General features: G+C 59.5%; 21 protein-coding genes, 1 tRNA gene and 1 riboswitch. Of the genes, 15 read left to right on the forward strand and 7 right to left on the reverse strand.

Annotated features, from left to right (window positions below):
- The first annotated feature begins 30 nt into the window (after positions 1–30).
- From ACHQGU_RS01560 to ACHQGU_RS01570, 3 genes are all read left to right on the forward strand, one after another.
- Entirely contained in the window at positions 31–3,129 is a 3,099-nt protein-coding gene (locus ACHQGU_RS01560; RefSeq protein WP_395495641.1) for a glycosyltransferase, read from the forward strand.
- Between the two features lie 86 nt (positions 3,130–3,215).
- Positions 3,216–4,466, forward strand: coding sequence for a hypothetical protein (locus ACHQGU_RS01565; protein WP_395495642.1), 1,251 nt, complete (start codon positions 3,216–3,218; stop codon positions 4,464–4,466).
- 74 nt (positions 4,467–4,540) lie between these two features.
- The gene (locus ACHQGU_RS01570; protein ID WP_395495643.1) at positions 4,541–6,136 is read left to right on the forward strand and encodes a glycosyltransferase; all 1,596 of its coding nucleotides are present in this window, start codon (positions 4,541–4,543) and stop codon (positions 6,134–6,136) included.
- A gap of 29 nt (positions 6,137–6,165) precedes the next feature.
- On the opposite strand, the gene ACHQGU_RS01575 is transcribed toward ACHQGU_RS01570, so the two are convergent.
- Genes ACHQGU_RS01575 through ACHQGU_RS01590 form a run of 4 tightly spaced genes read right to left on the reverse strand, consistent with a single transcriptional unit; the run spans position 6,166 to position 9,673 of the window.
- Complete coding sequence (locus ACHQGU_RS01575) at positions 6,166–6,759, reverse strand: membrane integrity-associated transporter subunit PqiC (protein ID WP_062273041.1); 594 nt, start codon at positions 6,757–6,759, stop codon at positions 6,166–6,168.
- Positions 6,756–7,712 (reverse strand): MlaD family protein, encoded by a 957-nt coding sequence (locus ACHQGU_RS01580; RefSeq protein ID WP_062142219.1) that lies wholly within the window; start codon positions 7,710–7,712, stop codon positions 6,756–6,758. The genes ACHQGU_RS01575 and ACHQGU_RS01580 overlap by 4 nt, the downstream gene beginning before the upstream one ends.
- Positions 7,713–7,718: 6 nt before the next feature.
- Positions 7,719–8,501 carry an ABC transporter ATP-binding protein gene (locus ACHQGU_RS01585; protein ID WP_395495644.1) on the reverse strand — a complete coding sequence of 261 codons (783 nt, stop codon included), beginning with the start codon at positions 8,499–8,501 and terminating at the stop codon, positions 7,719–7,721.
- 2 nt (positions 8,502–8,503) lie between these two features.
- Entirely contained in the window at positions 8,504–9,673 is a 1,170-nt protein-coding gene (locus ACHQGU_RS01590; protein WP_062142225.1) for an ABC transporter permease, read from the reverse strand.
- A gap of 217 nt (positions 9,674–9,890) precedes the next feature.
- On the opposite strand from ACHQGU_RS01590, the gene truB reads away from it, so the two are divergent.
- The 4 genes from truB to ACHQGU_RS01610 all read left to right on the forward strand — a co-directional run bounded on the left by truB (position 9,891) and on the right by ACHQGU_RS01610 (position 15,013).
- Positions 9,891–10,808 carry a tRNA pseudouridine(55) synthase TruB gene (truB, locus tag ACHQGU_RS01595; protein WP_043549312.1) on the forward strand — a complete coding sequence of 306 codons (918 nt, stop codon included), beginning with the start codon at positions 9,891–9,893 and terminating at the stop codon, positions 10,806–10,808.
- Between the two features lie 24 nt (positions 10,809–10,832).
- A complete protein-coding gene (gene rpsO / locus ACHQGU_RS01600; RefSeq protein ID WP_025825010.1) occupies positions 10,833–11,102 on the forward strand; it encodes a 30S ribosomal protein S15 in 270 nt (89 codons plus the stop codon).
- 306 nt (positions 11,103–11,408) lie between these two features.
- Entirely contained in the window at positions 11,409–13,559 is a 2,151-nt protein-coding gene (gene pnp, locus ACHQGU_RS01605; protein ID WP_062273037.1) for a polyribonucleotide nucleotidyltransferase, read from the forward strand.
- A 35-nt stretch (positions 13,560–13,594) separates the two neighbouring features.
- On the forward strand, positions 13,595–15,013 hold the full coding sequence (locus ACHQGU_RS01610; protein ID WP_062273035.1) for a nitronate monooxygenase family protein: 1,419 nt from the start codon (positions 13,595–13,597) through the stop codon (positions 15,011–15,013).
- 141 nt (positions 15,014–15,154) lie between these two features.
- On the opposite strand, the gene ACHQGU_RS01615 is transcribed toward ACHQGU_RS01610, so the two are convergent.
- Positions 15,155–15,340, reverse strand: coding sequence for a YqaE/Pmp3 family membrane protein (locus ACHQGU_RS01615; RefSeq protein WP_062142215.1), 186 nt, complete (start codon positions 15,338–15,340; stop codon positions 15,155–15,157).
- Between the two features lie 209 nt (positions 15,341–15,549).
- On the opposite strand from ACHQGU_RS01615, the gene gyrA reads away from it, so the two are divergent.
- From gyrA to ACHQGU_RS01635, 4 genes are all read left to right on the forward strand, one after another.
- Entirely contained in the window at positions 15,550–18,393 is a 2,844-nt protein-coding gene (gene gyrA, locus ACHQGU_RS01620) for a DNA gyrase subunit A (RefSeq protein ID WP_395495645.1), read from the forward strand.
- Entirely contained in the window at positions 18,390–18,923 is a 534-nt protein-coding gene (coaD, locus tag ACHQGU_RS01625) for a pantetheine-phosphate adenylyltransferase (protein WP_395495646.1), read from the forward strand. Before gyrA ends, coaD begins: the two co-directional genes overlap by 4 nt.
- Positions 18,924–18,967: 44 nt before the next feature.
- Positions 18,968–19,462 carry a peptidylprolyl isomerase gene (locus ACHQGU_RS01630; protein WP_025825020.1) on the forward strand — a complete coding sequence of 165 codons (495 nt, stop codon included), beginning with the start codon at positions 18,968–18,970 and terminating at the stop codon, positions 19,460–19,462.
- 340 nt (positions 19,463–19,802) lie between these two features.
- Positions 19,803–19,878: transfer RNA gene (locus tag ACHQGU_RS01635), tRNA-Lys, on the forward strand.
- Positions 19,879–19,966: 88 nt separating this feature from the next.
- On the opposite strand, the gene ACHQGU_RS01640 is transcribed toward ACHQGU_RS01635, so the two are convergent.
- Both ACHQGU_RS01640 and ACHQGU_RS01645 read right to left on the reverse strand, forming a co-directional pair.
- Positions 19,967–20,890, reverse strand: a complete 924-nt coding sequence (locus tag ACHQGU_RS01640) for a LysR substrate-binding domain-containing protein (RefSeq protein WP_395495647.1) — start codon at positions 20,888–20,890, stop codon at positions 19,967–19,969.
- Between the two features lie 141 nt (positions 20,891–21,031).
- Positions 21,032–21,187, reverse strand: a complete 156-nt coding sequence (locus ACHQGU_RS01645; RefSeq protein ID WP_395495648.1) for a hypothetical protein — start codon at positions 21,185–21,187, stop codon at positions 21,032–21,034.
- A 185-nt stretch (positions 21,188–21,372) separates the two neighbouring features.
- Here ACHQGU_RS01645 and ACHQGU_RS01650 point away from each other — a divergent pair, with 185 nt between their 5' ends.
- From ACHQGU_RS01650 to gcvT, 4 genes are all read left to right on the forward strand, one after another.
- Entirely contained in the window at positions 21,373–23,727 is a 2,355-nt protein-coding gene (locus ACHQGU_RS01650; protein ID WP_395495649.1) for a hypothetical protein, read from the forward strand.
- 157 nt (positions 23,728–23,884) lie between these two features.
- Positions 23,885–24,349 (forward strand): adenosylmethionine decarboxylase, encoded by a 465-nt coding sequence (speD, locus tag ACHQGU_RS01655; protein WP_025825026.1) that lies wholly within the window; start codon positions 23,885–23,887, stop codon positions 24,347–24,349.
- Between the two features lie 93 nt (positions 24,350–24,442).
- Positions 24,443–25,315: a polyamine aminopropyltransferase gene (gene speE, locus ACHQGU_RS01660; protein WP_395495650.1), complete on the forward strand. Its 873-nt coding sequence runs from the start codon at positions 24,443–24,445 to the stop codon at positions 25,313–25,315.
- A gap of 62 nt (positions 25,316–25,377) precedes the next feature.
- Positions 25,378–25,465: riboswitch (glycine riboswitch) on the forward strand.
- A gap of 171 nt (positions 25,466–25,636) precedes the next feature.
- The gene (gene gcvT, locus ACHQGU_RS01665) at positions 25,637–26,770 is read left to right on the forward strand and encodes a glycine cleavage system aminomethyltransferase GcvT (protein ID WP_061491714.1); all 1,134 of its coding nucleotides are present in this window, start codon (positions 25,637–25,639) and stop codon (positions 26,768–26,770) included.
- Positions 26,771–26,775 lie beyond the last annotated feature (5 nt).

Genomic DNA, 26,775 nt, shown 5'->3' on the forward strand with positions numbered 1-26,775 from the left:
TTGAGCGGTGAGCAGAGGGCAGGTCTGCTGATGGCGCAGCCAGGTGAGACACAGGGCGAGCGCTCGGGTTTTGTTACTCAGGAAGATCGGGACGCATGGGAAGAGTGGGCCAGTGCACGGGCTCAGGCGACCTTTCAGAAAGGTAACGACGCCTGGCTGGCAGGTCGTGAGGCCGAAGCCTGGAACTGGCTTGAGCGTGCCAACAGACAGGCGCGGGATAACCCGCATGTCATGCTCGCACTCGCGCTGGCGCGTCAGGCTGTCGGGGATGTTGCCGGTGCCATTGATCTTCTGAATTCTCTGCTGGAACGCTTTGATTTTCGTGAAGGCTGGGTTCTTCTGGCGATGTTTCAGCAGGCGCTCGGCAACGGTGGCGCAGCAGTTTCTGCGTTGGGGCGGGTTTTGTCTCAATTTGCCTGCACACCCGATAGTGCAAAACTGGCTGATAAAATCACGCAGCTGAATGGTCTCGCAGGATGGTGCGGCTTGCAGGGCGATGGCACGCTTGTTCTGGGCGGGGCTGTTGCCAAACAAACACCGGTGGTGTGGCTGGATGGTCAGCCCGTAAAAGCAGTGCGTAAAAAAGCGGGCTGGCTGTGTCCGTCCGGGTGGAGGCAGGCGAGGTCTCTGGACGTTCGCCTTGCGGATCTACCGTTTCTGGTGGGTAATCCTATTCTGCCTCAAGCTCTTGCGCGGAGTGAGGGGCTCGTTGAAGCCGGGCCGGATGGACTAAGCGGCTGGGTCTGGCTGCCGCATGATGCGGATCGTGTTCCTGTGGTGCAGATACAGGATGTACGCACAGGAAAAATCCTGCATACGATAAAAGCAGAGAGCCTCAGTAACTCTGTCAATTCCGATGTGCCTCTGGCTCGCTATCGTGCCTTGGCTTTTCCATCTGTGGGTTTGCCGGATGGCCCCGTGCGGGTGGTGGGGCCAGATGGGCGGGATCTTGCCGGGAGTCCGCTGGATGTCGGGCTGGAACGGCGTTCCGCCAGACAGGCCATGCAGGCTCTGGCTCAAACGTTCTCTATTGAGAAAAAGAAAAAGGTTAAAACACGCCAGGAATTTCCGAATTTTATCCCGGTTCCTGTGCAGGATGAGGTAACGGCAACGCCGCAGGTCTCTGGCCGGCAAGCGGAAGTGGCGATTGTCATTCCCATCTATCGGGATAAAGTCCGCACACTGGCTTGCCTTGAAGTGGTCAGGCAGACCATCTCTGCTCGAAAAATTCCAGTCGTTATCGTCAATGATGCGGCACCGGACCCTGATCTGGTTCTGGCTGTTGAGGCTCTGGCCGCACAGGCTGGCTTCCGCGTTCTGACGCATGCACGGAATTGCGGCTTTCCGTCAGCAGTGAATACCGGTTTGAGGGCCGTGGCCGGGCACGATGTCATTCTGCTGAACAGCGATACGCTGGTGGCAGACGGCTGGGTAGAAGAGCTGCGGCGCATTGCTTATGCGTCGGAAGAGACAGGTACAGTCACCCCCTTTTCCAATGATGCCAGTATTTTGTCTTATCCCTCACCGGACAAGAAAAACTCTGTGCCGGACCTTGTGCAGACGCAGGATTTTATGGCGCAGGCGCAGGCGGCCAATGCCGGACAGGCGGCAGAAATCCCGACAGCAAATGGGTTCTGCATGTATATCCGGCATGATTGTCTGGCTCAGACCGGCGTGTTGCGAGACGATGTTTTTGCGCAAGGTTACGGTGAGGAAAACGATTTTTGCATGCGCGCCCGCGCCTTGGGCTGGCGGCATCAGGCCGCTCTGGGTGCGTATGTGGCCCATGTTGGCTCAGCCTCGTTCGGCGGAACGCGTACGGGGCTGATGCGGCGCAACGAGGCGATCCTGAACCGCCTGCATCCCGGCTATCATGAGATGATTGCGGCATGGATTGGAAAAGATCCTTTGTTTAAGGCGCGCCGTCGGTTTGACCTTGTGCGCTTTCGGGCCAGTGCGCCGCAGAGGACTACGTCCGGACGGAAAAGCCGGAAGAGACGGGCTACCGTTCTGGTCACGCATGATTATGGTGGCGGGGTTGAGCGTGTGGTGGGTGAGCGGGTGAAAGCCCTGTCTCATCAGGGGCTACGCCCCCTTATCCTGCGTCCCACAGGTGGCGGCTGCCTGCTGGAAGACGGGTTGGCCGATGCCGACACGTACGCCTCACTCCGTTTCCGGTTGCCAGAAGAGTGGACGTTGCTGACCCGCCTTTTAAAGGCGGAAGGCGCTGAGGGCGTGGAGGTGCATCATATGGCCGGGCATAACCCGATGCTGTATGGCCTGCCTGACGCTTTGGGCTGTCCCTATACTGTCCATATTCACGATTATATGTGGTTTTGTCAGAGAATTTCTCTGATGGGTCTGAAAGATCGGTATTGCGGCGAGCCAGACGTTGCCGGGTGTGAAACCTGTATCGCCCTGCTGGGCCGGAAGGTTGAGGAAGACGTTCCTGTTACGTTTTATCGCACGCGCGCGGCTAAATTTCTAAAAACAGCACAGAAGGTTTACGCGCCCTCACACGATACCGCCAAGCGTATGCAGACGCAGTATCCCGGCCTGACCTGCCACGTACGGCGGCTGGAAGATGATGTTGTGCTGTGTGCAGAGGGCGAAGCACTCGTGCAGGCTGCGCTGCCTGTGCCGGAAGAGCGTGTTCCCGGTGTAGCGGTCATGGGAGCAGGGCGGGGTGAGCGCGTCCGGGTATGTGTCATTGGCGGGATCGGGAAGGAGAAGGGGTATGACGTATTGCTGGCTGCAGCGCGGGATGCCGCTCTCCGTGCCCTGCCGCTCGAATTTGTGATCGTTGGCCATACGCCTGATGATGAGACTCTGCTGCGCACCGGTCACGTTTTTATCACCGGGGAATATCAGGAGGATGAGGCTGTTCCGCTGATTGCCTCCTTGCAGGCGGACTATGCATTTTTGCCGTCTGTCTGGCCGGAAACCTGGTGTTTTACGCTGGGGCTGGCCTGGAAAGCGGGCCTGAAGGTGGCTGCTTTTGATCTTGGTGCCCCGGCTGAGCGTATTCGGGCAACAAAACAGGGTATTCTCTTAGAGGCAGATCTTTTAGAAGAAGGTCTGAATGATGTATTGCTCCAGCTTGGACGCAGTGGTGCATTGAGGGCCTGAATGTGTCTGTCTAATAACCATTTCTTTACTGGCCCATGATTTTTTGATTTACAGTTTACCTGTATCGTCACGATGGAAGAAATTGAATGTCACAGACTACCCAGGCGCCTGCTCCCCAGCGGATTTCTGATCTCAAGGTATCGGGCCATCTGATGACGCTCCAGACGGGCCTGTTCTGCGTATTTCTGGCACCTGGGCAGCAGCCGCCAACGGCAGCCGGTCTGCCCGGTGTGCGTCTTTCCCAGCCCCCAGTGCGGGATGGGGGCAACATCAGCATCGTGACGTTTGATGAGGATGGCTGGCTGGGCGGCCAGAATGGCGCAGCATTGATCCGTGTACAGCAGGGGCCGGCTCAGGTTCTGGTTACCGTCTATCAGGAACTTGGTTCCCCGCATGATGCTCCGCGTCTGCAGGTTGTGCAGCTGAGCCACAATGCTAATGCTGGCCCCGTTGCGCAGCATGCGCCCGTAGCCCCGCCGGCGCAGGCTCCGGCAGCCGCCCCGGCTCCGTCCGCTCCAGCATCTTCCACTTCTAATCCGTATGCGGCAGAAATCGGTGCCCATATCCAGCGGCGGGGGGATGTGATGTCCCGCGTTGGGGAATGGATGGGTAAACCGGGTAGTCACGCATGGATTGAAGGCTTTGGTGTTGCGCCGTCTGAGATGATTGGCACGGATGACATTGAATATCAGGCTGTTCTGGGTAAAGGCTGGCTATCTCCTTGGGTCGCTGGCGGCAAATATTGCGGCAGCCGCGGCATGGCGCTCCCTATTCTTGGCCTGTGCATTCGCCTGAAAGGCAAAGCCGCTAAAAAGTATATCTGCCGTGTGACGGCGACTTTTACCGATGGCACCCGCGTGGGGCCCGTCGATAATGGTGAGCCGATTGAAACGGCAAGTCTTGCCCCGCTGGAAGCCTTCCTGCTGGAAATTCTGCCGCGTGAAGAAGGCGGCCGGGGCAAAGGGCGTCGCGGTGGCAAGAGCCGGAATGCCGCTGCTGAAGCAGAAGCCGCCGCAGATCTGGCAGCACTTCTGGAAGAAGAGATTGAAGAAGCTGAAGTTCTCGAAGAGCTTGAAGAACTGGAAGCAGAAGCAGACGATTCTGAAGAATTTGAACTGTTTATAGAAGAAGAGCTGCCCCCGGCTAAGTCTGCGCGTGCGCCGCGTGGTGGCCGTCCGGCAGGCAAAGGGCGTTCCGCTAAAGCTGCGGCCTCTGAGCGTGCACCGGCAAAGCCAGTCGGTCGGTCCCGGAAAGCCGCCGCTGCGTCTAAAGCAGCTCCTGCCAAGGCGGCACCGTCAGGCCGTGGCCGTGGGCGTAAACCAACGTCCCGGCGTTAAAAGTCCCCTTGGGCCCGGTTTGAAAAAACCGGGCCTGTCCGGGAAAGTGGTGGCATAACAATACAGGTAATCCCTTGAAGTATCTTTTTATTCACCAGAACTTCCCCGGACAGTACCTCCATATCGTGCGTCATCTGGTTCAGGTCGGTGGCCACGAGATTGTTTTTATCAGCGAAGATAACGCTAATCTTATTCCCGGAGTCCGTCGGGTTATTTACCGTATGCCCCGTCATGCCACGGAGCATACGCATCCTGGCGCACGGGAGTTCGATCTCGGGCTGGTGCGGGCCGATGCTGTGGCAAAAGCGGCCACCACACTCAAAACGCTTGGGTTTGAGCCGGATATCATCATCGGTCATCATGGATGGGGTGAACTCCTGAATATTCAGGACGTGTTCCCCGAAGCGCCGGTGCTGGGCTATTTTGAATTCTATTATCATACAGGGCCGGGCTTCGATATCGGGTTTGACCCGGAATTCCCCGTGAATCCCGCCATGATGCCGCTGGTGCGCGCCAAGAACGCCATCAACCTGCAGGCGCTGACGTCCCCCGGTTACGGGCAAACGCCAACCGAATTCCAGAAAGGTGCTTATCCGGACTGGGTGCAGGACAAGATTACTGTGCTGCGGGAAGGGGTGGATCTGGACCTGTGCTGCCCGGACCCCACGGCGCATCGCCGGAAATTCAGCATCAAGGACGTGCATGTTTCTCCCAAAGAGAAGCTGATTACCTATGTCTCACGGGATCTGGAGCCGTATCGTGGTTTCCATGTTTTCATGCGGGCCTTGCCGCGCATTCTCAAGGAACAGCCTGATGCTCGCGTGATCATGGTCGGGGGCGATGGCGTCAGCTACGGCGCACGTCTGCCGTCTGGCACATGGCGGGAGAAGATGCTGGCAGAACTGGCCGGGCAGCTTGATCTCTCTCGCGTCCATTTTGTGGGCAAAGTGGCCTATGAGGATTTCCTGCGGTTGCTCCAGCGGTCCGATACGCATGTTTATCTGACCTATCCGTTCGTCGCCTCCTGGTCTCTGCGTGAGGCCATGGCTTCTGGATGCGCCATTGTGGGCAGCGCCACGGCACCGGTTGAAGAATTTCTGGAAGATGGCGTAACCGGGCGTCTGGTGCCGTTTACCGACCCAGACCGGATTGCCGATGGTGTTCTGGAGCTGCTGAACGACACGCGCACCGCGAAAAAAATGCGGCAGGCGGTGCGGGCGAAAGCCGAGCAGACGCTGTGCATGAAGACTTATCTGGCACAGTATGAAGAGCTGATTGCCAGGCTGATTGCGGCGCATAAACCTGCTTCTGTGCAGCATGATGCGGCTGTTCAGAGCAAACCACCTCGCAAAGCCACAGCAACGGCTCGTAAGGCAAGCGGCAACGCCAAAGTAGCCGCCGCTAAGGTTGTCGAGTCTGCGCCGGTTAAAAAGGCGGGGCGGCCTGCGGCAAAAGCACGGCAGCCGGTGGCCCGCAAAACGGCTGCTACAAAAGGCGCTGATGCAAAAAAGTCAGTCTCTGTGCAGGCTAAGACAACCCGTGCCAGTAAGCGGACCGCTGAGCGTGTCAGTCAAACAGAAGCGCGTGTGTCAAAGTCTGCCAAGGCCAGTCCTGCCCGTGCAGCGCGCACCGGTGGCCGCAAGAAAAAGGCGGATCTGGTTTCGTCCTGATCCGCCACCGCGTTCCCTCCTCAGCCTGTTCAGGCGTGAGGCGGAACCGACTGGTTCACATGGTTGGCCAGCTCGATAATCATCTTGCGCATCAGCGCGGCAATGGCGGCGTCATTGCTGACATCCCCGGTTTCCGACAGATGCACCCGGTCACGGATCAGCGGTTTGTTCGGGTCCTGCGGCAGGACCGCCCAGTTTGCGTCCATTACGGCTGAGCCGTTGGCATCGACATCCAGACGCGAAATATTGACCTGCACACGCAGCGTTGCGGCATCTGCCAGCGGCTGGTCGGTAATCAGCTCATTGGGGTGAGAGACGGCAATCTGGTTAGTGATCAGATCCGTAATGCCCAGAGAAAGCCGCGTAGCCCAGCGGGATTTGGGGCTGCGCACAATTTCTTCACCATTCCGCAGCACGATATCCTGCGAATCCAGATAATCCGGAATAACCGTGCGGCTGATTTCAACCGTGGTGGCACGGGCAGACAGATGCGGCTGCCGTGCATCCTGATCAGACGGCATCCCCAGCGTGTAAAGCCGCAGCGGCGGGGAGGCGCAGGAGGTCAGCAGCGCGCAGCCGGAAAGCAGGGCCACGCAGGAGAGGCGGCGCAGGGTGAGCATCATGGACGGCGTCCCATCAGCAGGAGTTGCGGGTTGCGTTCAACATCGCTGGAGAACCCGCGCAGAGAGGCCGCAGCTGCGGCAATGTCGCGCAGGGCGGCGTCCAGATTGGCGCGGTCAATGGAACGCGGGGAAAGAATGGTCTGGAGTGTATCCAGCGTCTTGGTGGCGGAGACCAGAGTGGTATGCACATCCGCGCCCCGGTTGGTCAGCTGGTCCGTGCTGGTTTGCAGCAGCTTGTCCATTTTCAGCAGCGTGACATCCAGTTTGGCCTGAAGATCCCGAATAGCGTCGGTCGCGGCCTGCACGGTGTCATGCGAGCGGTCCGTGGTGACTTTCACGCTGGCAATCAGCGGCGGCAGGTCCGTGTTCATCTTGTCGCTGAGCGTCTTGATAGACAGGAGCGTGGCATCGGCGTGGCTGGCAATGTCCTTCACCGGCAGGTCGCTCAGCGTATCTTTCAGTTTTTCCATGGTGGAGAGGCGGGCGGGAATTTCCAGCTCACCCGTAATGCGCGGGTGCAGAATGGCAGGCGTGGATTTGTCAAAATCCAGCTCGATATTGGACTGCCCGGTTACAAAGCTCTGCAGATTCAGTTCCGCCCGCAGGCCGTTGGCAATCATCTCCTGCATGCTGACCTTGGTGCCACCCGGCACGTCGCGCACGATATGGATCTGGTCCGGTTCCAGCGTGAGCTCAACCGGGATGTAGGCTTTGCGGTCCAGCGGGTCAAAACGCAGGGTAATGCTTTTGACAGACCCCACCTTAACACCCCGGAAATTGACAGGCGCCCCCACAGCCAGACCGGTAATGGAATTCTGGAACACCACCACAGCCTCGCGCGAGGGCGCGAAGAAGCGCATGTGCCCAAACAGCATGATCACGGCCAGCGCCAGCGCGCCACCACCCAGAACAAATGCTCCGATCAGGGTTTTACGGTTTGTGCTTTCAGCCATGAACGTTCAGCCCTTCGTCTCATCCGTCGGGGAAATCTCCGCCTGACGGTTCATAAAAGCCATTACTTCCGGAATGGTGCAGTGGTCCCGCAAATCTCGGGGGGCCCCGCGTGCAATGGGTGTGTGGGTTTTGGCATCCAGAAAAATGCCGTCATCTGCAATGGCGAACAGGCTTGGCAGTTCGTGACTGACAATCACAATGGTCGCCCCCAGCCCGTCCCGCAGGGTCAGGATCAAATCATCCAGCCGGGCGGAGGTAATGGGGTCGAGCCCGGCGGAGGGTTCGTCAAAAAACAGAATATCCGGGTCCAGAGCAATGGCGCGGGCAAGACCTGCGCGTTTGCGCATGCCGCCGGAAATTTCGGAGGGCATCAGGTCAATTGCCTGTTCCATGCCCACAAAGCCCAGCTTGAGTTCCACCAGACGGCGAATGACATCCGGCGGCAGGGGCGTGAACATTTCCATGGGCAGGGCGACATTTTCACCCACCGTCATGGAGCTCCACAGGGCCGCACTCTGGAACAGCACGCCAAAGCGATGGTTGATTTCCGTGCGGCGCTTGTCGTTCTGTGCCCAGTAATCTTCCTGCCCGACCAGAATCTGCCCGGCAGTGGGGCGTAAAAGGCCAATCATGCTTTTCAGCAGGGTGCTTTTCCCACAGCCGGAGCCGCCCATGACGGCAAAGATCGAACCGCGTTTAAGGTCGAACGAGACATTCTGCTGGATCACCTTGGGGCCAAAGGACAAGCCCAGATCCCGCACGGAGATAATGGTGTCTGCTGCGCTCATGTTCAGATCCCCAGCACGGTGGCCATGACGGCGAAGATGGCATCCATGGCGATGACGCCCACAATGCCAATCACCACGGCCCGTGTTGCGGCAATCCCCACATCCGCTGCACTCCGCCCCGCCCGCAGGCCCACCCGGCAGGCGGCCAGCGCGATAAAGCTGGCAAAGAAGAAGGATTTGACGAAGCCGAACACAAATTCGGTCAGGGAAACCCCTTCAAAGGTGGTGTTCAGATAGCCGAGGGGGGAGATGTCCATCATGCTGACGGACACCACAAACCCGCCGAAAATCGCAATGAGCGTGCCGTAGATATACAGCAGCGGCATCATCAGCCCGAGGGAGAGAATGGAGGGCAGCAGGATGTAGCTGGACACCGGAATGCCAAACACCTGCAGGGCGTCAATTTCCTCATTCCCCAGCATGGTGGAAATGCGCGCGGCATAAGCGCCGCCGGTGCGGCCGGCCATGACAATGGCGGTCATGATGGCGGAAATTTCACGCGCGCAGGCAATGCCCACCAGATTGGCGACGTAGATTTCCGCCGCAAAGCGCCGCAGTTCCACCAGCCCGACAAACGCCAGAATGGCGCCCACCAGAAAATTCACCACGCCCACAATCAGCAGGGCGGAGGGGCCGGCGTTCCAGATATCGGTGGCCAGATCCTTCAGGCGCATCCCGCTTTTGCCCGTCAGGGTTTTGCAGGCGCCCTGTGCGGTCTCCAGCGCCAGTTCCGTCACGGTGCCGGTTTCATTCAGCACATTGAGGCTTTTATCGCCCACGCGCTCCAGCAGGGGAGGTTTCTTGCGGTCTGCGGCCTTATTGGGGGCAGGGGCGTCCGGCAGCAGGGCCAGCAGGCGCTGGGCGGAAGCGGGCAGGCCATGGGGGTCAAACTGCAACCCGGCATGGCTTGCGGCCTGCTTCACATCCCACAGGAAGGCAATGAAGGCGGAATCCCACCCGCTCACGCCCTGGCTGTCAAACGTCAGGGTGCCGTGGCTCTGCGCCTGTGCCAGCCCGTCCGTTGGAAAAGGGGCCATGCCGCCATCCTGCACGCTCCACGTGCCCCGCAGCACAAGGCGGGGGGCAGAGGAGTCCCCTTCCAGCGTCCAGACAGGTTTTTCAGGAGTTTGCGCCGGATGCGGAGGGGCAGCGTGGGGGGTAGGATCGGTCATGATGTGTGGCGACATTAGGGCACGGTTTCCGGGCTGACCAGCCCCGCCGGTGGGTGTGGCGGCCATGTTCTGGGTGAAGAGCTTGCATGGATAGGGCAGGGAAGGCGCGCGGTGGGCTGTCGGCCAGCCATTGCGGCAGGGCAGCGGGTCCGCTAGATGCAGCCATGCTTTACCGGTGTTCTGGCCGGTTTTCTGAATTTTACGACGGGAGTTCTTCATGCGACGCAGACGCGGCCGCCCGCTGGATGGCTGGCTGGTGATCGACAAGCCTTCCGGTGTGACATCCACCCAGATGGTGGGTCGGGCCAAACGGATTTTTGATGCGCAGAAAGTCGGGCACGGCGGCACGCTGGACCCGCTGGCAACCGGCCTTCTGCCGCTGGCCTTTGGTGCGGCCACCAAAACTGTGCCGTACATTATGGACGGCACCAAAATCTACCGCTTCACGCTCAAGCTGGGGGAAGCGCGGGACAGTGACGATGCTGATGGCAACGTGACAGAAGTGTCCGACGTGCGCCCGACCGATGATGAGCTGCGTGCTGCTCTCCCGGCCCTGACGGGGGATATCATGCAGGTGCCGCCCGTGTTCTCCGCGCTGAAGGTTGCGGGGGAACGCTCCTATGACATGGCGCGTGAAGGCCGTGCGCCGGAACTGCCGCCCCGCCCGGCGCGGGTGGACCGGTTTGAGCTGATTGAGCGGCCCGATGCGGATACCGCGATCTTTGAGGTCGAATCCGGCAAGGGTGTGTACATGCGCGCGCTGGCGCGTGATGTGGCGCTGGCCTGCGGCACTGTGGGCCATATAACCGCGCTGCGCCGCCTGCGCGTGGGGCCTTTTACGGAGGCTGATGCGATTGTTCTGGACAAAATTGTCCTAAACGACGACAACCCCCATGCCTCACCGGAGCTGCTGCGTCCGGTCTCGACCGCGCTGGCCGACATCCCGGCGGTGGCCCTGACCAAAGACGAAGCAGTGTCCTTGTTGCACGGACAGGCGCTCAGCCTTGTCGATCTGATGGATCGTCTCCCCCAGATTGATAATGAAGATGCACCGATCCGGGCCATGGAAGGGGGGCGCGTACTGGGCCTTTGCCGTCGTGAAGACGGTTTCCTGCGTCCTGTGCGGATTCTCTAGAACCTTCTTTGTATGGAGACAGTGATGTCGATTACCGCAGAACGCCGCACGGCAGTTATCAGTGAATACCAGACGACCCCCACCGACACGGGGTCTCCGGAAGTGCAGATTGCAATTCTGACCGAGCGCATTGTTAACCTGACCGAGCACCTGAAGACCCACGCGAAGGATTTCCATTCCCGCCGTGGTCTGCTGATCCTCGTTGGTCGTCGTCGCAGCCTGCTCGACTACCTGCGTCGTAAGAGCCAGAGCCGTTACGAAACGCTGATCGGTCGTCTCGGCCTGCGTCGCTAAGACCAGAGTTGAAGGCGTGAAGGGTGCGGTTGCCGGGTGATGCCGCAAGCCGCACCCTTTCCCTTTTTCGGGCTATTGTGTGATGATAGCCCTGCGCGCGGAGGCCATGCTGGTCCTCGCGTCTGAATAATAATGGCCACAGGTCTGAGTGCGGGATCATGATCCCGGCGGGCCACGGCGTTTCCGACCACATGGCGCCTGGGTGGTTTTGCCACCAGTCACCATGCCGTCCGAGGCGCTGTCCGCTCCTTCGGTTCTCCCCCCGCCTGTTCGTGTGGCCTTGAGTAAAATGTAAGGCAGAACTGTATGTTCAATTACTACCGTAAAGAAATCGAATGGGGCGGTCGTCCGCTGGTTCTGGAAACGGGCAAGATTGCTCGCCAGGCCGATGGCGCCGTGGTTGTCACCTATGGTGAGACCGTTGTGCTGTGTACCGCTGTCGGTGCAAAATCAGTCAAGCCGGGTCAGGATTTCTTCCCGCTGACCGTCAACTATCAGGAAAAAGCCTACGCTGCGGGTAAAATCCCCGGTGGCTTCTTCAAACGTGAAGGCCGTCCGTCCGAGAACGAAACCCTCGTGTCTCGTCTGATCGACCGCCCGCTGCGTCCGCTGTTCCCGGAAGGGTTCCGCAACGAGGTTCAGGTCATTGCCACCGTGCTGACGCACGATATGGAAAATGACCCGTCCATCCCGGCTCTGATCGGCTGTTCCGCAGCGCTGACGCTGTCCGGCATTCCCTTCTTCGGCCCGGTTGGCGCTGCGCGCGTTGGCTTCAAGGACGGTGCGTTCATCCTGAACCCCACCCTTGAGCAGATGGCTGAAGCTGATCTGGATCTGGTCGTCGCCGGCACGGAAGAAGGCGTGCTGATGGTCGAATCCGAAGCGTCTGAACTGTCTGAAGACGTGATGCTGGATGCTGTGACCTTTGGCCATGCTGCGTTCCAGCCGGTGATCGAAGCCATCATCTCTCTGGCTGAACACGCTGCAAAAGCACCGTGGGACCTGCCGGAAGTCTCCAAGGAAGCGCAGAAGCTCCGCACCCGCATCGACAAAGTGGGCCGCAAGCTGATTGCTGACGCTTACAAGGAAAAGAAGAAGCAGGCGCGTTACGAAAAGATCGGTGCTGCCAAGGAAGCAATTCTGGCCAAGCTGGCTGACGAAGAGCTGGACGTGGACGCCGCCAAGCCGATGCTGAAGGATCTGGAAGCCGACGTGGTTCGCACGTCCGTGCTGAAGACCGGCATGCGTATCGACGGCCGTGATCTGGTAACGGTGCGTCCGATTGTGTCTGAAGTCGGCATTCTGCCGCGCGCTCATGGGTCTTCTCTGTTCACCCGTGGTGAAACGCAGGCGCTGGTTGTGACCACGCTGGGCACCGGGCAGGATGAGCAGGTGATTGATGCGCTGCAGGGCGAATATCGCACCAACTTCATGCTGCACTACAACTTCCCTCCCTTCTCTGTGGGTGAGTGCGGTCGTATTGGCTCTCCGGGCCGTCGTGAAATCGGGCATGGCAAGCTGGCATGGCGCGCTATCCACCCGCTGCTGCCGAGCCGTCAGGAATTCCCGTATACGCTGCGCGTGGTGTCTGAAATCACGGAAAGCAACGGTTCGTCTTCCATGGCGACCGTCTGTGGTTCTTCTCTGGCTCTGATGGATGCCGGCGTTCCGCTGAAGCGCCCGGTGGCTGGTATTGCCATGGGTCTGATCAAGGAAGGTGAAGACTTCGCCGTTCTGTCCGACATTCTGGGTGATGAAGATCACCTCGGGGACATGGACTTCAAGGTAGCTGGCACCGAACAGGGCGTGACCGCTCTGCAGATGGACATCAAGATCACGTCCATCACGCCGGAAATCATGAAGATCGCTCTGGGTCAGGCCCGCAATGGCCGCCTGCACATTCTGGGTGAAATGAGCAAGGCGCTGACGGAAGGCCGCACAGACGTGTCCTCCACGGCTCCGAAAATCACCACCCTGACCGTGCCGCGCGAAAAAATCCGCGATGTGATCGGCTCTGGCGGTAAAGTTATTCGTGAGATTGTTGAATACTCCGGTGCGAAGGTCGATATCGGAGATGATGGCACCATCACCATCGCTGCAATGTCTGACGATCAGGCCCAGAAAGCCATTGACCGCATCACCGGCATTGTGGCTGAGCCGGAACTGGGCCGCGTTTACAACGGTAAGGTTGTGAAAACGGCTGACTTCGGCGCGTTCGTGAACTTCATGGGCGCACGTGACGGTCTGGTTCACATTTCCGAACTCACGCAGGGTCGCGTTGGCAAGACGACTGACGTTGTCAAGCAGGGTGACGAAGTGAAGGTGAAAGTGATCGGGTTTGACGACCGGGGCAAAGTAAAGCTGTCCATGCGCGTTGTTGACCAGGAAACGGGTGCTGACATCACGGAAACCGTGGGCGCCAAGCCTGCGCGGGCTCCGCGTCGGGATGCTGAATAAGATCGGCGCTTGCCAGACAACACGATAGGACAGATATGAAGGCGATCAACGCAGTTCGCATGGGGGGCGTGGACGTCCTGCCGCTGGTAGAAGGCGGCAAGGGGGTTTCCGTTTCAACAGGCGTTTCAGCCGGAGCATGGGCTGCAGCGGGCGGGGCCGGTACGGTCTCCATTGTTAATGCGGACAGTTACGATGCAGCCGGAAACCCGGTCCCGCAGATCTATCATGGCCGGACCCGTCGGGACCGGCATGAAGAGCTGGTGGACTACGCCATTCGAGGCGGCATTGCGCAGGCTCAGATTGCGCATGACGTCGCAGGTGGCCGTGGGCGTATCCATGCCAATATTCTGTGGGAAATGGGTTCGGCGGAACGCGTGATCAGAGGCGTTCTGGATGGGGCCAAAGGCCTTATTCAGGGTGTGACCTGTGGCGCGGGCATGCCGTACCGGCTTTCTGATATTGCTGCGGAATATGGGGTTTACTATTACCCCATCGTCTCTTCCGCGCGGGCGTTCAATGCCCTGTGGAAGCGCGCCTATAGCAAGACGTCCGACCTGCTGGGCGGCGTGGTGTACGAAGATCCCTGGCGGGCTGGCGGTCATAACGGCCTGTCCAACACGGAAAACCCGCTACAGCCGGAAGACCCGTACCCCCGCGTGGCGGCTCTGCGCAAACTCATGCGCAGCTTCGGGCTGGATGAAACCCCCATTATCATGGCGGGTGGCGTCTGGTGTCTGGAAGAATGGGAAGACTGGATTGGGAATCCGGAACTGGGGCCGATTGTGTTCCAGTTCGGCACACGTCCTTTGCTGACGCAGGAAAGCCCGATCCCGCAGGCGTGGAAAGACCGTCTGCTCACCCTGAAAAAGGGTGACGTCTATCTCAACCGCTTCTCCCCCACGGGTTTTTACTCCTCTGCCGTGAACAACAGCTTCCTGCAGGAACTGCGCGGGCGTTCAGAGCGGCAGGTTGCGTTCTCTCCGGAAGCACTGGGTGCCCATAGTGCATCCTATGGTGTGGGTGCCCGTAAGCGCGAAGTGTTTGTGACGGAGGAAGATCTCCAGCGCATCCACGGCTGGGAGGCTCAGGGCTTTACGGAAGCCATGCGCACCCCGGATTCCACGCTGATTTTTGTAACGCCTGACCGGGCGCGGGAAATCATTGCGGATCAGGTTGCGTGCATGGGCTGTCTGTCCGAGTGCAAGTTCTCCAACTGGAGCCAGCGTGCGCCGGATTACAGCAACGGGCACAAGGCGGACCCGCGGTCCTTCTGTATCCAGAAAACGCTTCAGGCTGCGGCCCATGCCAGCGGGCCGGATGCGGCGGATATTCTGGACCACAATCTGATGTTTGGCGGCACCAATGCGTGGCGCTTTGCAACAGACCCGTTCTACGCCAATGGCTTTGTGCCGACGGTGGCACAACTGATCGAACGGATTATGAGCGGGCGTTAAATCCCGTTTTCCCGGAACGAGGGGCGGGGGATGCCTTCCTCTCTTTCGGGGATTTCATAGTCCCCAGTGCTTACAAAAAGGCCCGTCAGACACACTCTGGCGGGCCTTTTTGTTTCTGGTTTTTCCAAAGGATAGTGCGTCTTACCGGCGGGAGCGGGCAATCTTCTGGTCGGTCTTGTACTGGCTAAGCGCATAGACGGACCAGATGGCCGCCGGAATCCAGCCGATAATGGTAACCTGCAGGATCAGGCAGATAATGCCGGCAAAAGGCCGACCGATGGTGAAGAACTGAAGCCAGGGCAGCAGCAGAGCAAGAAGAAGGCGCATGAAAATCTCCTGTAGGCAGTATAAAAGCCAGTCACAGGCAGGATGACGGGGCGACGGTCGGAAAACAAGCCCGGAGCGCGGCCCTAGGTGCCTCGGCCTTTGTGTGCTAGAAGAAAAACACAGGGGAAACAGCCTGTTTGCCCTCAAGTAATTCTAAGGCGTGCCCCGCGTTTGGGCAGGGTGCGCGGCCATGACAAGACGGATGGACCTTGACCGAGATTTCTGACCAGCCGGGATCGCCGGTACCTTCTGACCTTCTCCCCGTCACCATTGAGGAGGAAATGCGTTCCTCCTACCTCGCTTATGCGATGTCGGTGATTGTCAGCCGCGCCTTGCCGGATGTGCGCGATGGTCTGAAACCCGTGCATCGGCGCATTTTGTACGCCATGCACGAAAGTGGCTTTACGCACGATAAAGCCTATCGCAAATCGGCCCGTGCGGTCGGTGAAGTGATGGGTAAATACCATCCGCATGGTGACGCCTCTATTTATGACGCCATGGTGCGTATGGCGCAGTCCTGGTCCATGCGCGTCAAGCTGATTGACGGGCAGGGGAACTTCGGCTCCGTCGATGGGGATAGCCCGGCGGCCATGCGTTATACGGAAGCGCGTCTGGCCAAGGCTGCAACCTTCCTGCTGACCGATATTGATCGTGATACGGTCGACTTCCAGCCGAACTATGATGAAAGCGAGCATGAACCGACGGTTCTGCCTGCCGCTTTCCCGAACCTGCTCATCAACGGTGCCACCGGTATTGCCGTGGGTATGGCCACCAACATTCCGCCGCATAACCCGTCGGAAGTGATTGATGCCACGCTCGCGCTGATCGAAAAGCCCGAGATGGAGCTTGAAGAACTGATGGAGCACGTGCCGGGACCGGACTTCCCGACCGGCGGCATCATTCTGGGGCGTGCAGGGATTCGCAGCGCGTTCGCCACGGGTCGTGGCGCGGTGATTATCCGCGCCCGCGCCGAGGTTGAGGAAATCCGTAAGGACCGCAAAGCCATTGTGGTGACGGAAATCCCGTATCAGGTGAACAAGGCCACCCTGCAGGAGCGCATTGCCGATCTGGTGCGCAACAAGCAGATTGAAGGCATTTCCGACATCCGCGATGAATCTGACCGCTCCGGGATGCGTGTGGTCATTGAAATCAAGCGCGATGCCACGCCGGAAGTGGTGCTGAACCAGCTTTATCGCTTCACCCAGCTTCAGACCTCCTTTGGTGTAAACATGCTGGCGCTGGATGGCGGCAAGCCGCGCCTGATGGGCCTGAAAGACGTTCTTCAGGCGTTTATCGCCTTCCGTGAAGAAGTCATTCTGCGTCGCTCCCGCTTTGAACTGAATAAAGCACGTGATCGCGGGCATATCCTCGTTGGTCTGGTGATTGCCGTCGCCAATATTGATGCGGTGATTGCGTTGATCCGTGCCGCCCCGGACGCTGCCACGGCGCGTGAATCCCTGATGGCCGCAAACTGGGAAGCCGGAGATGTCGCTCCGCTGCTAGCGCTGATCCATGATGACGGCAACCAGATTATTGATGGTAAGGTCCGCCTGACGGAAGCGCAGGCGCGCGGTATTCTGGAACTGCGCCTGCAGCGCCTGACCGGGCTTGAGCGCGACAAGATTCAGGGTGAACTGTCTGACGTTGCTGTCCGCATCAATGAACTGCTGGAAATCATCGGTAGCCACATCCGCCGTATGGAAGTGCTGCGCGAGGAAATGATGGCGGCTCGTGCCGAGCTGGCCACGCCGCGCGCGACCGAGATTTCCGATTATGCGGGTGATCAGGATGATGAAAGCCTGATTGAACCCGGTCAGATGGTTGTCACCATTACGCGGGAAGGCTTCATCAAGCGCACCCCGCTGGATGTGTATCGTGCTCAGAACCGTGGTGGCCGTGGCCGCACCGGCGCCGGGACGCGTGGTGATGATATTCTGGTCCGTTCCTTCAATGCGCATACGCACCAGTGGGTGATGTTCTTCTCCTCTGGCGGCAAGGCCTATCGGGAAAAGGTGTGGCGTCTGCCGGAAGCCAGCCCGACTGCCAAGGGCCGTGCGCTGGTCAATCTGCTGCCGGATCTGGGGTCGGACAGCATTACGGCTGTGCTGCCGCTGCCGCATGATGAGGAGCTGTGGGAATCCCTGCACCTCGTCTTTGCGACGGCAAGTGGTGGCGTGCGCCGTAACCGCCTGAGCGATTTCCGCAACATCCGCTCTTCCGGCCTCATCGCCATGAAGCTGGATGAAGGCGATAGCCTGATTGGTGTTGCGACCTGTCGGGAAGGGCAGGATGTGTTCCTGGCCACCCGCAAGGCGCGCTGCATCCGCTTCCAGATTACGGACGAGACGCTGCGTGTGTTCGCAGGCCGTGGGTCTTCCGGCGTGCGCGGTATCCGTCTGGCGGAAGGGGATGAAGTTATTAGCCTCGCAGTCCTCAACCATGTTGAGGCGACGGTGGAAGAACGCTCGGCTTACCTGCGGATGGCCAACGCCAAACGCCGCGCTGAAAGTGCTGCCGAGGGTGAGGATGAGTCCGAAAACGCAGTCGTTGCGACGGATGAGGATGAAGCCGCATCCGGCACTGAGTTGCTGACGCCCGAACGCTTCGCTCAGCTCGAATCTGCGGAAGAAATTCTGCTGGTGGTGAGCGATGGCGGGTTTGGTCGCCGGTCTTCCGCGTATGATTACCGCGTAAGCGGACGTGGCGGGCAGGGCATTACCAACATGACCTTCTCTGCCAACAAGCGCGGGACGGAAGTTGCGGCAACCTTGCAGGTGCTGGATGGCACGGACGTCATGCTGGTGACCGATGCTGGCCGCCTGATCCGTGTGCCGGTTGATCAGGTGCGTGTCATGTCCCGTCAGGCGAGCGGTGTCACGCTGTTCCGCCTGAATGAGGATGAGCGCGTTACCAGCGTCTTCCCGGTGATGGATGATGAAGAAGAGGGCGATGTTGAGGTTGTCGAGGGGACTGCTTCCGCCCCGGCGGCTGGTGAAGCGCCGCAGGCTGGCCCCGCAGAGGAAGGCAGCGCATCGTCCGGTGACGACGCATGACTGAGGGCGTATGTGCCACCCCTCGGCGCATAGGCTTTTACGCGGGGACGTTTGACCCCGTGACCACCGGGCATCTGGACGTGATCGAGCGTGCAGCCCGGCTGGTTGATCGTCTGGTGATTGGCGTTGCGAAAAATCCGGGCAAGAATCCGCTCATGCCGCTGGAAGAGCGGGTGGCCTGCGTGGAAGAAGCCCTGCCAGCTATTGCTGAACGGGTGGGGGGAGATCTGAAAGTGGTCTCCTTCGATTCCCTGCTGGTGGAAGCCGTCAGGGCGCACGGCGCGTCCCTCATTTTCCGGGGCCTGCGGGTGCTGACGGATTTTGACTATGAAATTCAGATGTCCGGCGTAAACCGCCGTCTGGCTCCGGGCATTGAAACCGTTTTTCTCATGGCGTCTGAACGAACACAGTTTATTTCGTCACGTCTTGTGAAAGAAATTGCCGGGTATCACGGGGATATTTCCGAATTTGTGACCCCCGGCACCCAAAAACGCCTGCTCGCCCGGCTTAAGGCGCGGGCTGCGGGGTAACAGGGCCTCAGGCACTGTTACCAAAGTGTTCAAGGAGAAGTTTTATGACTGCCGACACAGATAAAAACGATCTGATTTATATGGATGTCCCCGAAGGCCGCGTGGTCATCCGCCTGCGTCCGGACATTGCTCCTCTCGCGGCTGAGCGTATCCGTACGCTGTCTGCTCAGGGCTTTTACGATAACGTGCCGTTCCACCGCGTTATTTCCGGTTTCATGGCACAGGCTGGTGATCCGACGGGCACGGGCATGGGCGGCAGTGAACTGCCGGACCTGAAGGCCGAATTCACGCGGGATGCCAAATTCCTGCGCGGCACGCTGGGGATGGCCCGTACGTCTGACCCGAACAGCGCCAACAGCCAGTTCTTCATCATGTTCGAACCGTCCCCCCATCTGGATGGCCAGTACACCATTGTGGGCGATGTGATTGAAGGCATGGAACATATCGACAAAATCAAGCGTGGTTCCGGCGGTTCCGGCATGGTGAAAGATCCCGATCGGATCAAAAGCATGCGTCCGGCTTCTGCTGAAAACGCCTGATTTCAGAAACCTGTTTCTGATGTCTGAAAAGCGCGGCCTCTCCGGAGGTCGCGTTTTTTTATGCGTTCTTGCGTGGCCGGAGGCCTGCACTCAGAGGACTCTTTTTTGCGGGCTGTTTCAGGGTGGGCGGCCGCCAAAATGGCCCACGCAGGCATGGCCGCATAGGGCGGTCAGCAGGGCCAAAGCATGGCCTCCGCGGCTGAAATGAGAGGAAAAATCCTATTTTCTTGCCAGAATAGGGTCTCATCGCTTGACACAATAGGAATGATCCGTTTAGACAGCCTCCAGCAAACACGTCCCGCAGCTCAGGCTGCCGCGATGGTTTGTGAACCAATGGTGTGAGCCGGTAGCTCAGTTGGTAGAGCATTCGACTTTTAATCGAATGGTCGAGGGTTCGAGTCCCTCCCGGCTCACCATTGCTTTTTCTTTCCAGAAAATCCCAATATTTCAAATACTATAAAGTAGCGTTGCAAAAAACGCCTTACCCGTAGTGCGTCTATAGTCTCAGGGGATCTCCTTGTCCCACGGCGGCACCGGGCCGTACTGAGCGGCGAGGAAATCAATCATGGCGCGCACTTTCAGTGGTGTGGTCAGGCCGGGCGCGTAAACTGCGTGCAGTGGCGGTCCCGGAGTTGGCGGCACGTCCAGAGTCAGGGTTTTCAGGCTGCCAGTCTTCAGAGCATCGGCCACAATAAAGGTGGGCTGATAAACTATCCCCTGCCCGGCAATGGCGGCCTCACGCAGCACATCGCCATTATTGGCGCAGAGCGGGCCGGAAATGGCCACGGCGTCTTCGCCATCTTTCCCAAAATTCCAGCGTGAGGCGCTGGCTGTGGTCTCGCCCAGCGTGTAGCCCAGACAGGCATGTTGGCTCAGCTCTGCCAGTGTGGTCGGGGTTCCGGCCCGTTTCAGATAGGCCGGGGCTGCACAGACGACCATGCGGATATCGGCCAGCTTGCGGACGCGCAGGCTGCTGGGGGTGAGCGAGCGGATCCGCAAGGTCAGGTCCCAGCCTTCTTCAATCAGATCAACCGTGCGGTCATTCACGCCCAGCTCAACCGTGACCAGCGGATACAGGCGGCTAAATTCCGGCAGGAGCGGGGCCACATACCGGATAGCGAAGGAAACCGGCGCATTCAGCCGCAGGCGGCCACGCGGTTCACGCCGCTGTTCGGTGACGGTTTGTTCAATCTCTTCCAGTTCAGGCAGAATTTTCTGGCAACCGTCCAGAAACAGACGTCCGGCTTCCGTCAGGGAAAGCTTGCGCGTGCTTCTGTGAAAAAGCGTGCTGCCCAGTCGGGTTTCCAGCGCATTGATGTGCTTGGTCACCATGGTCTGGGAGAGGGAGAGGGCGCGTCCGGCTCCGGTAAAGCTGCCGGTTGCAACAACTTTTACAAAAACCTGCATGCTTGTAATGCGGTCCAGCATAAAAACTCACAGGCTAAAGGTCAGCATATCCGCACCCGTTGTGGCGTGCGGTCAGGGCAGTTTTCCCCGGCTGATGCTTTGGCGCAAGCCCCGGGCGGCGGCGCAGGCTATCGCCCGGGTGTTCGTATGCCTTAAGCGCTGTTAGCGCAGCATGGGGCGTGGCGGCGGATGGTTATGGCTGTTGTTGTTCCAGTCCGGGCGCGGCCCGTGGTCGTGGCGGTGGTGATAATGGCCGCCCGAGCAGCTGGTGAGCATCAGCGGAGCAATAAGACACAGCGTAAAAAGAATATGTTTCATGAGACCCTCCATCAAAAAATATTCAAAGCGAATAAAGGCAACTGTGCGGCATTCTTTTTGTTTTTCGGGACGATCACCTTTGCTCTTTGTCAGGTCCACGGAATGATGCAAAAAAAGAGGCATGTCCTGCCATGCTGGCGGACCATGCAGGGAGTGTTGGAAAGCGCGTGTCGGGAAACAGAAGGATGCGCAGGATTGCCACCTGCCTTGTACTGACGCAGGCCCTTGCTCCTCAGGTTGGTCTTCTGGCGCCGCGCGCCGTGTTTGCTGCGTCAGACGGGGTGGATGGTCTGCATGCAGCCCCTGTTCAGCCGGTGCTGCATGACGGGCTGACCCCGCAGGAGGGTGATGCCTCTCACGCCAGTCTGTTTTTGCCGTTTGATGCGCAAACCGGCGTGGCCGCATTCTGGTCCGGGCCGGATTTTGTGGTGGTGGCCGACCGGCCCGTCCCGGCTCTGGCGCACGCTTCTGGCGGTGGTGGCCTGTTTTCCAGTCTGGATGTCACGGTGCTGGATACAGCCACCCTTATCCGCCTGCATTTACCCTCCCATCCGCAGCTTTCGCTGTCCCACCAGTCTGATGGCTGGGTTTTGCAGGGCGATACCACGTCTCGGTCCGGCTCCTCATCCGGCATGACCTCCCACGTCGCACAGATGTTCAAACCAGGGGCGGTGCTTTTTCCGCAAAAACAGCCTGGCCGGATTATTGCTCTGCCTGATCCGGCATCTGGTGGCCGTTTGCTGATTGCGACCTCTCGTGTTGGGAGTGGGGGCATCGCGCAGGGGCGGCAAGGTGTGGGGTATGGCGTGCGGCCTTCGCTGGAAGGTGTGGTGATTGCCGCCGATTCCAGACAGATCACGTTGCGCAGCACGCCGGAGGGAGCGGTGCTGGATGCTGTTGCGCTGCATCCGTTGCCGGTAGGGCTAGCGTCAGATAGCGCACAAACAGACCCTCACAGGCAGGATTGGGAATGGCTGGGCCTCTCTCATGCCGGAAATGGTCGTAAGCCCTCCACGCGTCTCGCGGCGGCACAGACCGCGTTTGCCGCAGGCCAGCCCTGGCAGGCTCTGAAAAGTCTGGAGGCAGTTCCTTCGCCAGATGAGGCTGCGGGGGATGAGAAGACAAAAACAGCGCAAACATTTCTGCAAGCGGCAGCCTCTCTGCTGGCAGGGCGCATCTGGCAGGCGCAGGCTTTAAATGGTGCTCAGTTTGGCGATGCTCCGGCCACCCGCGTCTGGCGTGGCCTGTATCTGATGCAAACGGGCCAGAACAGCCAGAACGCTTCGGTTCTGCTGGCGGCCGGGTTTGCGCAGTTGCAAGCCTACCCGGCCGCAGTGCGTGCGCTGATTCTGCCGCAGGTCGCGACCTATGTCGTTCGGTTTGGCGATGCAGCTACGGTGGATCTGCTGGGAACCCTACCAGATGATACGAGCTATGATCTCCCACGCGCTCTGTTAGAGGCGAGGGCAGGCCAAACGGAAACCGCCCGTGTGGCGCTGGAAAATCTGACGGCCTCCTCGTCCAGCCAGACGACCGCCTATGCCCGCGCGGCGCTGGTGGCGCTGATGCTGGATAAGGACATGATTGCCCCCACTATGGCGGCGGAAGCCTATGGCAAATTGCTGGAGAACGATGGCCAGCCCGCAGCCCTCCCCACCGGGCCGAAAGCCACCATCAGGCTGGGGCAGGCGCATGCTTTGACGCTGGCTGGCCAGCCACAAACGGCGTTGGCGGTGCTGGATAGCGTGCAGACTGGGCCGGATGCCCCGCAGGATGTGCTGGCTGCGGCGTATCAGGTGGTCCTGAAGGCGCTGATTTTCCCGGAGGGAGCCCCCAAAAGCCTTACCGCACAAGCCGCAAACTCTGCGCCTTTGAGTGCTTCTGCCCGTTTTGCGCTGGTGGCGTCTCATCTGCGGTTTGTGGAGGATGGGGCCGGAAAGGCGAAATTGCTGCTTGGATATGGTCGCCTGTTGCTGGCAGCCGGTCAGCCGGACACCGCTGCCACGGCGTTTGCTCAGGCCGCTGCGATGCTGGCGGACCCGGTTGCGCGGGCCGAGGCGGAAGATCTGCTGGCGCAAGCCGGGTTGCAGGCCCATCGCCCGGCGTTGGCGCAAAGGGCACTTGAGCGGGCCACAGCTCCCGCCATGCCGGATGATCTGGCCACACAACGCGCGTATGATGCCGCCCGTCTGGCGGCAGAGAGCGGAGACACCGCCAAAGCCCTGACCCTGCTGGCGCAGGATGAAACCGATGCCGGGCTGGATCTGCGTGGAAAACTGTATGAATCGGAAAAGCGCTGGCCGGAGGCAGTGCTGGTCATCGGTCGTCTGGCCACGCGCGGCCTGCCGGAAGAGGGCGTTCTGACGGAGCCGCAGCGCGCTCTGGCCCTGCGTCTGGCGACCGATGCCGCTGCGGCGGGGGATTCGGAAACGCTGCTGCGCCTGAAGGGCTGGTTGGCTGGCCGCACGCTGGGCCGGGAGCGGGATGCTTTGCTTGCTATGCAGATACGGAGCATCAAGGCCCATAGCCCTGCGCATTGAGAAGGGCTTGAGCCGTTTTGTGACGGTTTTTAGAAAAAAAACGGATGTGAACGAGATAAAGCTTGTCATGGGGGACACGAGTCCTTAGTTACTCGCGCTCTTGGCCCAAGGGGGCGATCCCGCCCAACAGGCTATCTACTGGTTTGGGGGTACGTCGATGAACGCACTTGCTCAACTGGGGATGGTCTCGGAACACCCGAGCAATAACCAGGCAATTTCTGTTCCGGTCTCGTCTGACGATGATCGCAAGGATTACTTCGTCGTAAAAGATGGCGAGAAGTTTGCAGGTACACACCTGCTGGTTGATTTGTGGGATGCCACAAATCTGGACGATCCTGAAAAGATCGACCGCACCCTGTGTGAAGCAGCTCTTGCTGCAGGTGCGACCATTCTGCACAGCCATTTTCACCACTTCACGCCTAATGGTGGCGTGTCTGGCGTGGTTGTGCTGGCCGAAAGCCATATTTCCATCCACACATGGCCGGAGCGTGACTTCGCCGCCGTGGATATCTTCATGTGCGGGGCGTGTGACCCCAATCTGGCGATTCCCGTGATGCAGCGCCTGTTTCAGGCCAAGCGTCTGGAAGTGGATGAACAGCGTCGCGGACGCGTCGCCCTGTAAACACGGCACAGCCCTGTCTGTGTGATGTGTTTTTCCGGCAGGGGTCAGAGCAGATGTTCTGGCCCCTGACCGCTGAATCAGGACTAAAAAATCATGGCCGATCAATGGATTGAAGAAACCCTGTATGACAACTGGGGCCAGCGCTTCCGTGTCAAACAGGAACTTGCCCGCACCACCAGCCCGTTTCAGGACATTGTGGTGTTTGAAAGCGAGTCGCACGGGCGCGTGCTGCTGCTGGATGGGGTGGTGCAGATTACTGAAGGCGATGAATTCGTTTATCAGGAAATGCTGACACACGTGCCGCTGTTCACGCATGCAGCGCCCCGTAACGTGCTGATTATTGGCGCGGGCGATGGTGGCGTGCTGCGCCGGGTGCTGGAGCATCCGGGTGTGGAAAAAGCCGTGATGGTGGAAATTGATGGCGCCGTCATCGAACTTTCCAAAAAATATCTGCCCAATATTGCCGGTGATGCGTGGAATGACCCGCGTGCCGAGGTGATTGTGGGCGATGGGATCGACTACGTAACCCGTGCGGCGGATGCATCCTTCGATGCCATTATTGTCGATAGCACTGACCCGATTGGCGTGGGCGAAGTCCTGTTTACAGATTCGTTCTATGAGCATTGCGCCCGCGTGCTGACGGCCGAAGGGCTGATCGTCAATCAGTGTGGTGTGCCCTTCATGCAGGCGGATGAACTGCATGAAACCAGCCTGCGTCGCGCGAAATTCTTCCCGCATGTGTCGGCTTATGTGGCGGCTGTGCCGACCTACGTTGGCGGATTCATGACGCTGGGCATCGCCTCCAAGGGCAAAAGCCCCGCAGGGCAGGATGTGGCCGCTGTGCGCGCCCGTGCTGAAGCTGCCGGTGTTTTGGGAAAAACCCAGTACTGGACGCCGGAAATCCACGTCGGTGCGTTCAATCTGCCGCCCTATATCGCAAAGCACCTGCCTGCGGATATGGCGTAAAACATTACCAGAGACTCACGGGAACCTTGATTGACTTGCTAACGCAATGATGTCACGGTTCTAACCGCGCAGAGGGAGAGACCGGTCCTGCACCGGCGCCGAAGGAGCAACCGCCCCGGAAACTCTCAGGCAAAAGGACCCTGCGCGGTTAACTTCTGGAGAGAGGCGCCTGTGCGTCCGCCGACGGGATAGCGATCTCAGGCAAAAAAACAGAAGGGGCAGACGGATTATCCTGGTCCGGGGCCCTTATGTTGTCTTGCGTCGTTGGTCTTTTTGCAGCGTATGAAAACCGGCCCGGTCCTCTTACGGAAGGCTGCGGCCATGAGCGCTGATACTCTCCTTCACACTCCCCTCTTTACTCTGCATGAAGAAGCTGGCGGCAAGATGGTGCCGTTTGCTGGCTATGCCATGCCGCTGAATTATGCCGATGGCATTATGGCGGAGCATCGGCATGTGCGTGAGCATGCCGGCCTGTTTGATGTCTCCCACATGGGGCAGGTCCGTCTGCGTGGACGCTCTGGTGATGGAGAGGCCGCAGCTCACGCGCTGGAACGCCTCGTGCCGGCCGATATCGTCGCCCTTAAAACCGGGCGGCAGCGTTATACGCAATTCACCAATGAAAAAGGCGGTATTCTGGATGACCTGATGGTCGCCCGCATGGGGGATTCCCTGCTGCTGGTCATCAACGCCGCCTGTAAGGATGCCGATATCGCGCATCTGCAGGATGAGCTGGCCGATTGTCTGGTGGAAGTGCTGGAAGACCGCGCGCTTCTCGCCCTGCAGGGGCCGGAAGCCGAAGACGCACTGGCCGCACTGGCTCCCGCCGTGCGGGACATGAAGTTCATGGATGTGCGTGATGTGGATGTGGATGGCGCGCTCTGCACCATCTCCCGCTCCGGCTACACGGGTGAAGACGGGTTTGAAATCTCGCTCCCCGCCATGGATGCCTCCCGCGTGGCTCGCAAACTGCTGGAACAGCCCGCTGTGAAACTGATCGGCCTTGGCGCGCGTGACAGCCTGCGTCTGGAAGCCGGGATGTGCCTGTATGGCTCCGATATTGATGAAACGACGACCCCGGTTGAAGCCGCGCTCGAATGGTCCATTCAGAAAAGCCGTCGCCGTGGTGGCGCGCGGGAAGGGGGCTTCCCCGGTGCTGATGTGATTCTGGCGCAGCTGGAAGAGGGCGTCTCCCGCCGCCGTGTTGGCCTGCTGCCGGAAGGCCGTGCCCCTGTGCGTGGCGGTGCCCCGCTGTATGCCGACGTTGAATTTGCAACGCCGCTTGGCAAGGTCACGTCCGGCGCCTTTGGCCCCACGGTGGAAGCCCCTGTTGCCATGGCCTACGTCGCCACGGATTACGCAGCCCCGCAGACGCCGATTGTCGCGGAACTGCGTGGCCGCGCTGTGCCGGCTACCGTCCACGTCCTGCCGTTTGTTCCCGCCCGTTTCAAACGGTAAGGGCA

The organism is Acetobacter sp. KSO5 (assembly GCF_044094635.1).
GTDB lineage: Bacteria > Pseudomonadota > Alphaproteobacteria > Acetobacterales > Acetobacteraceae > Acetobacter > Acetobacter cerevisiae.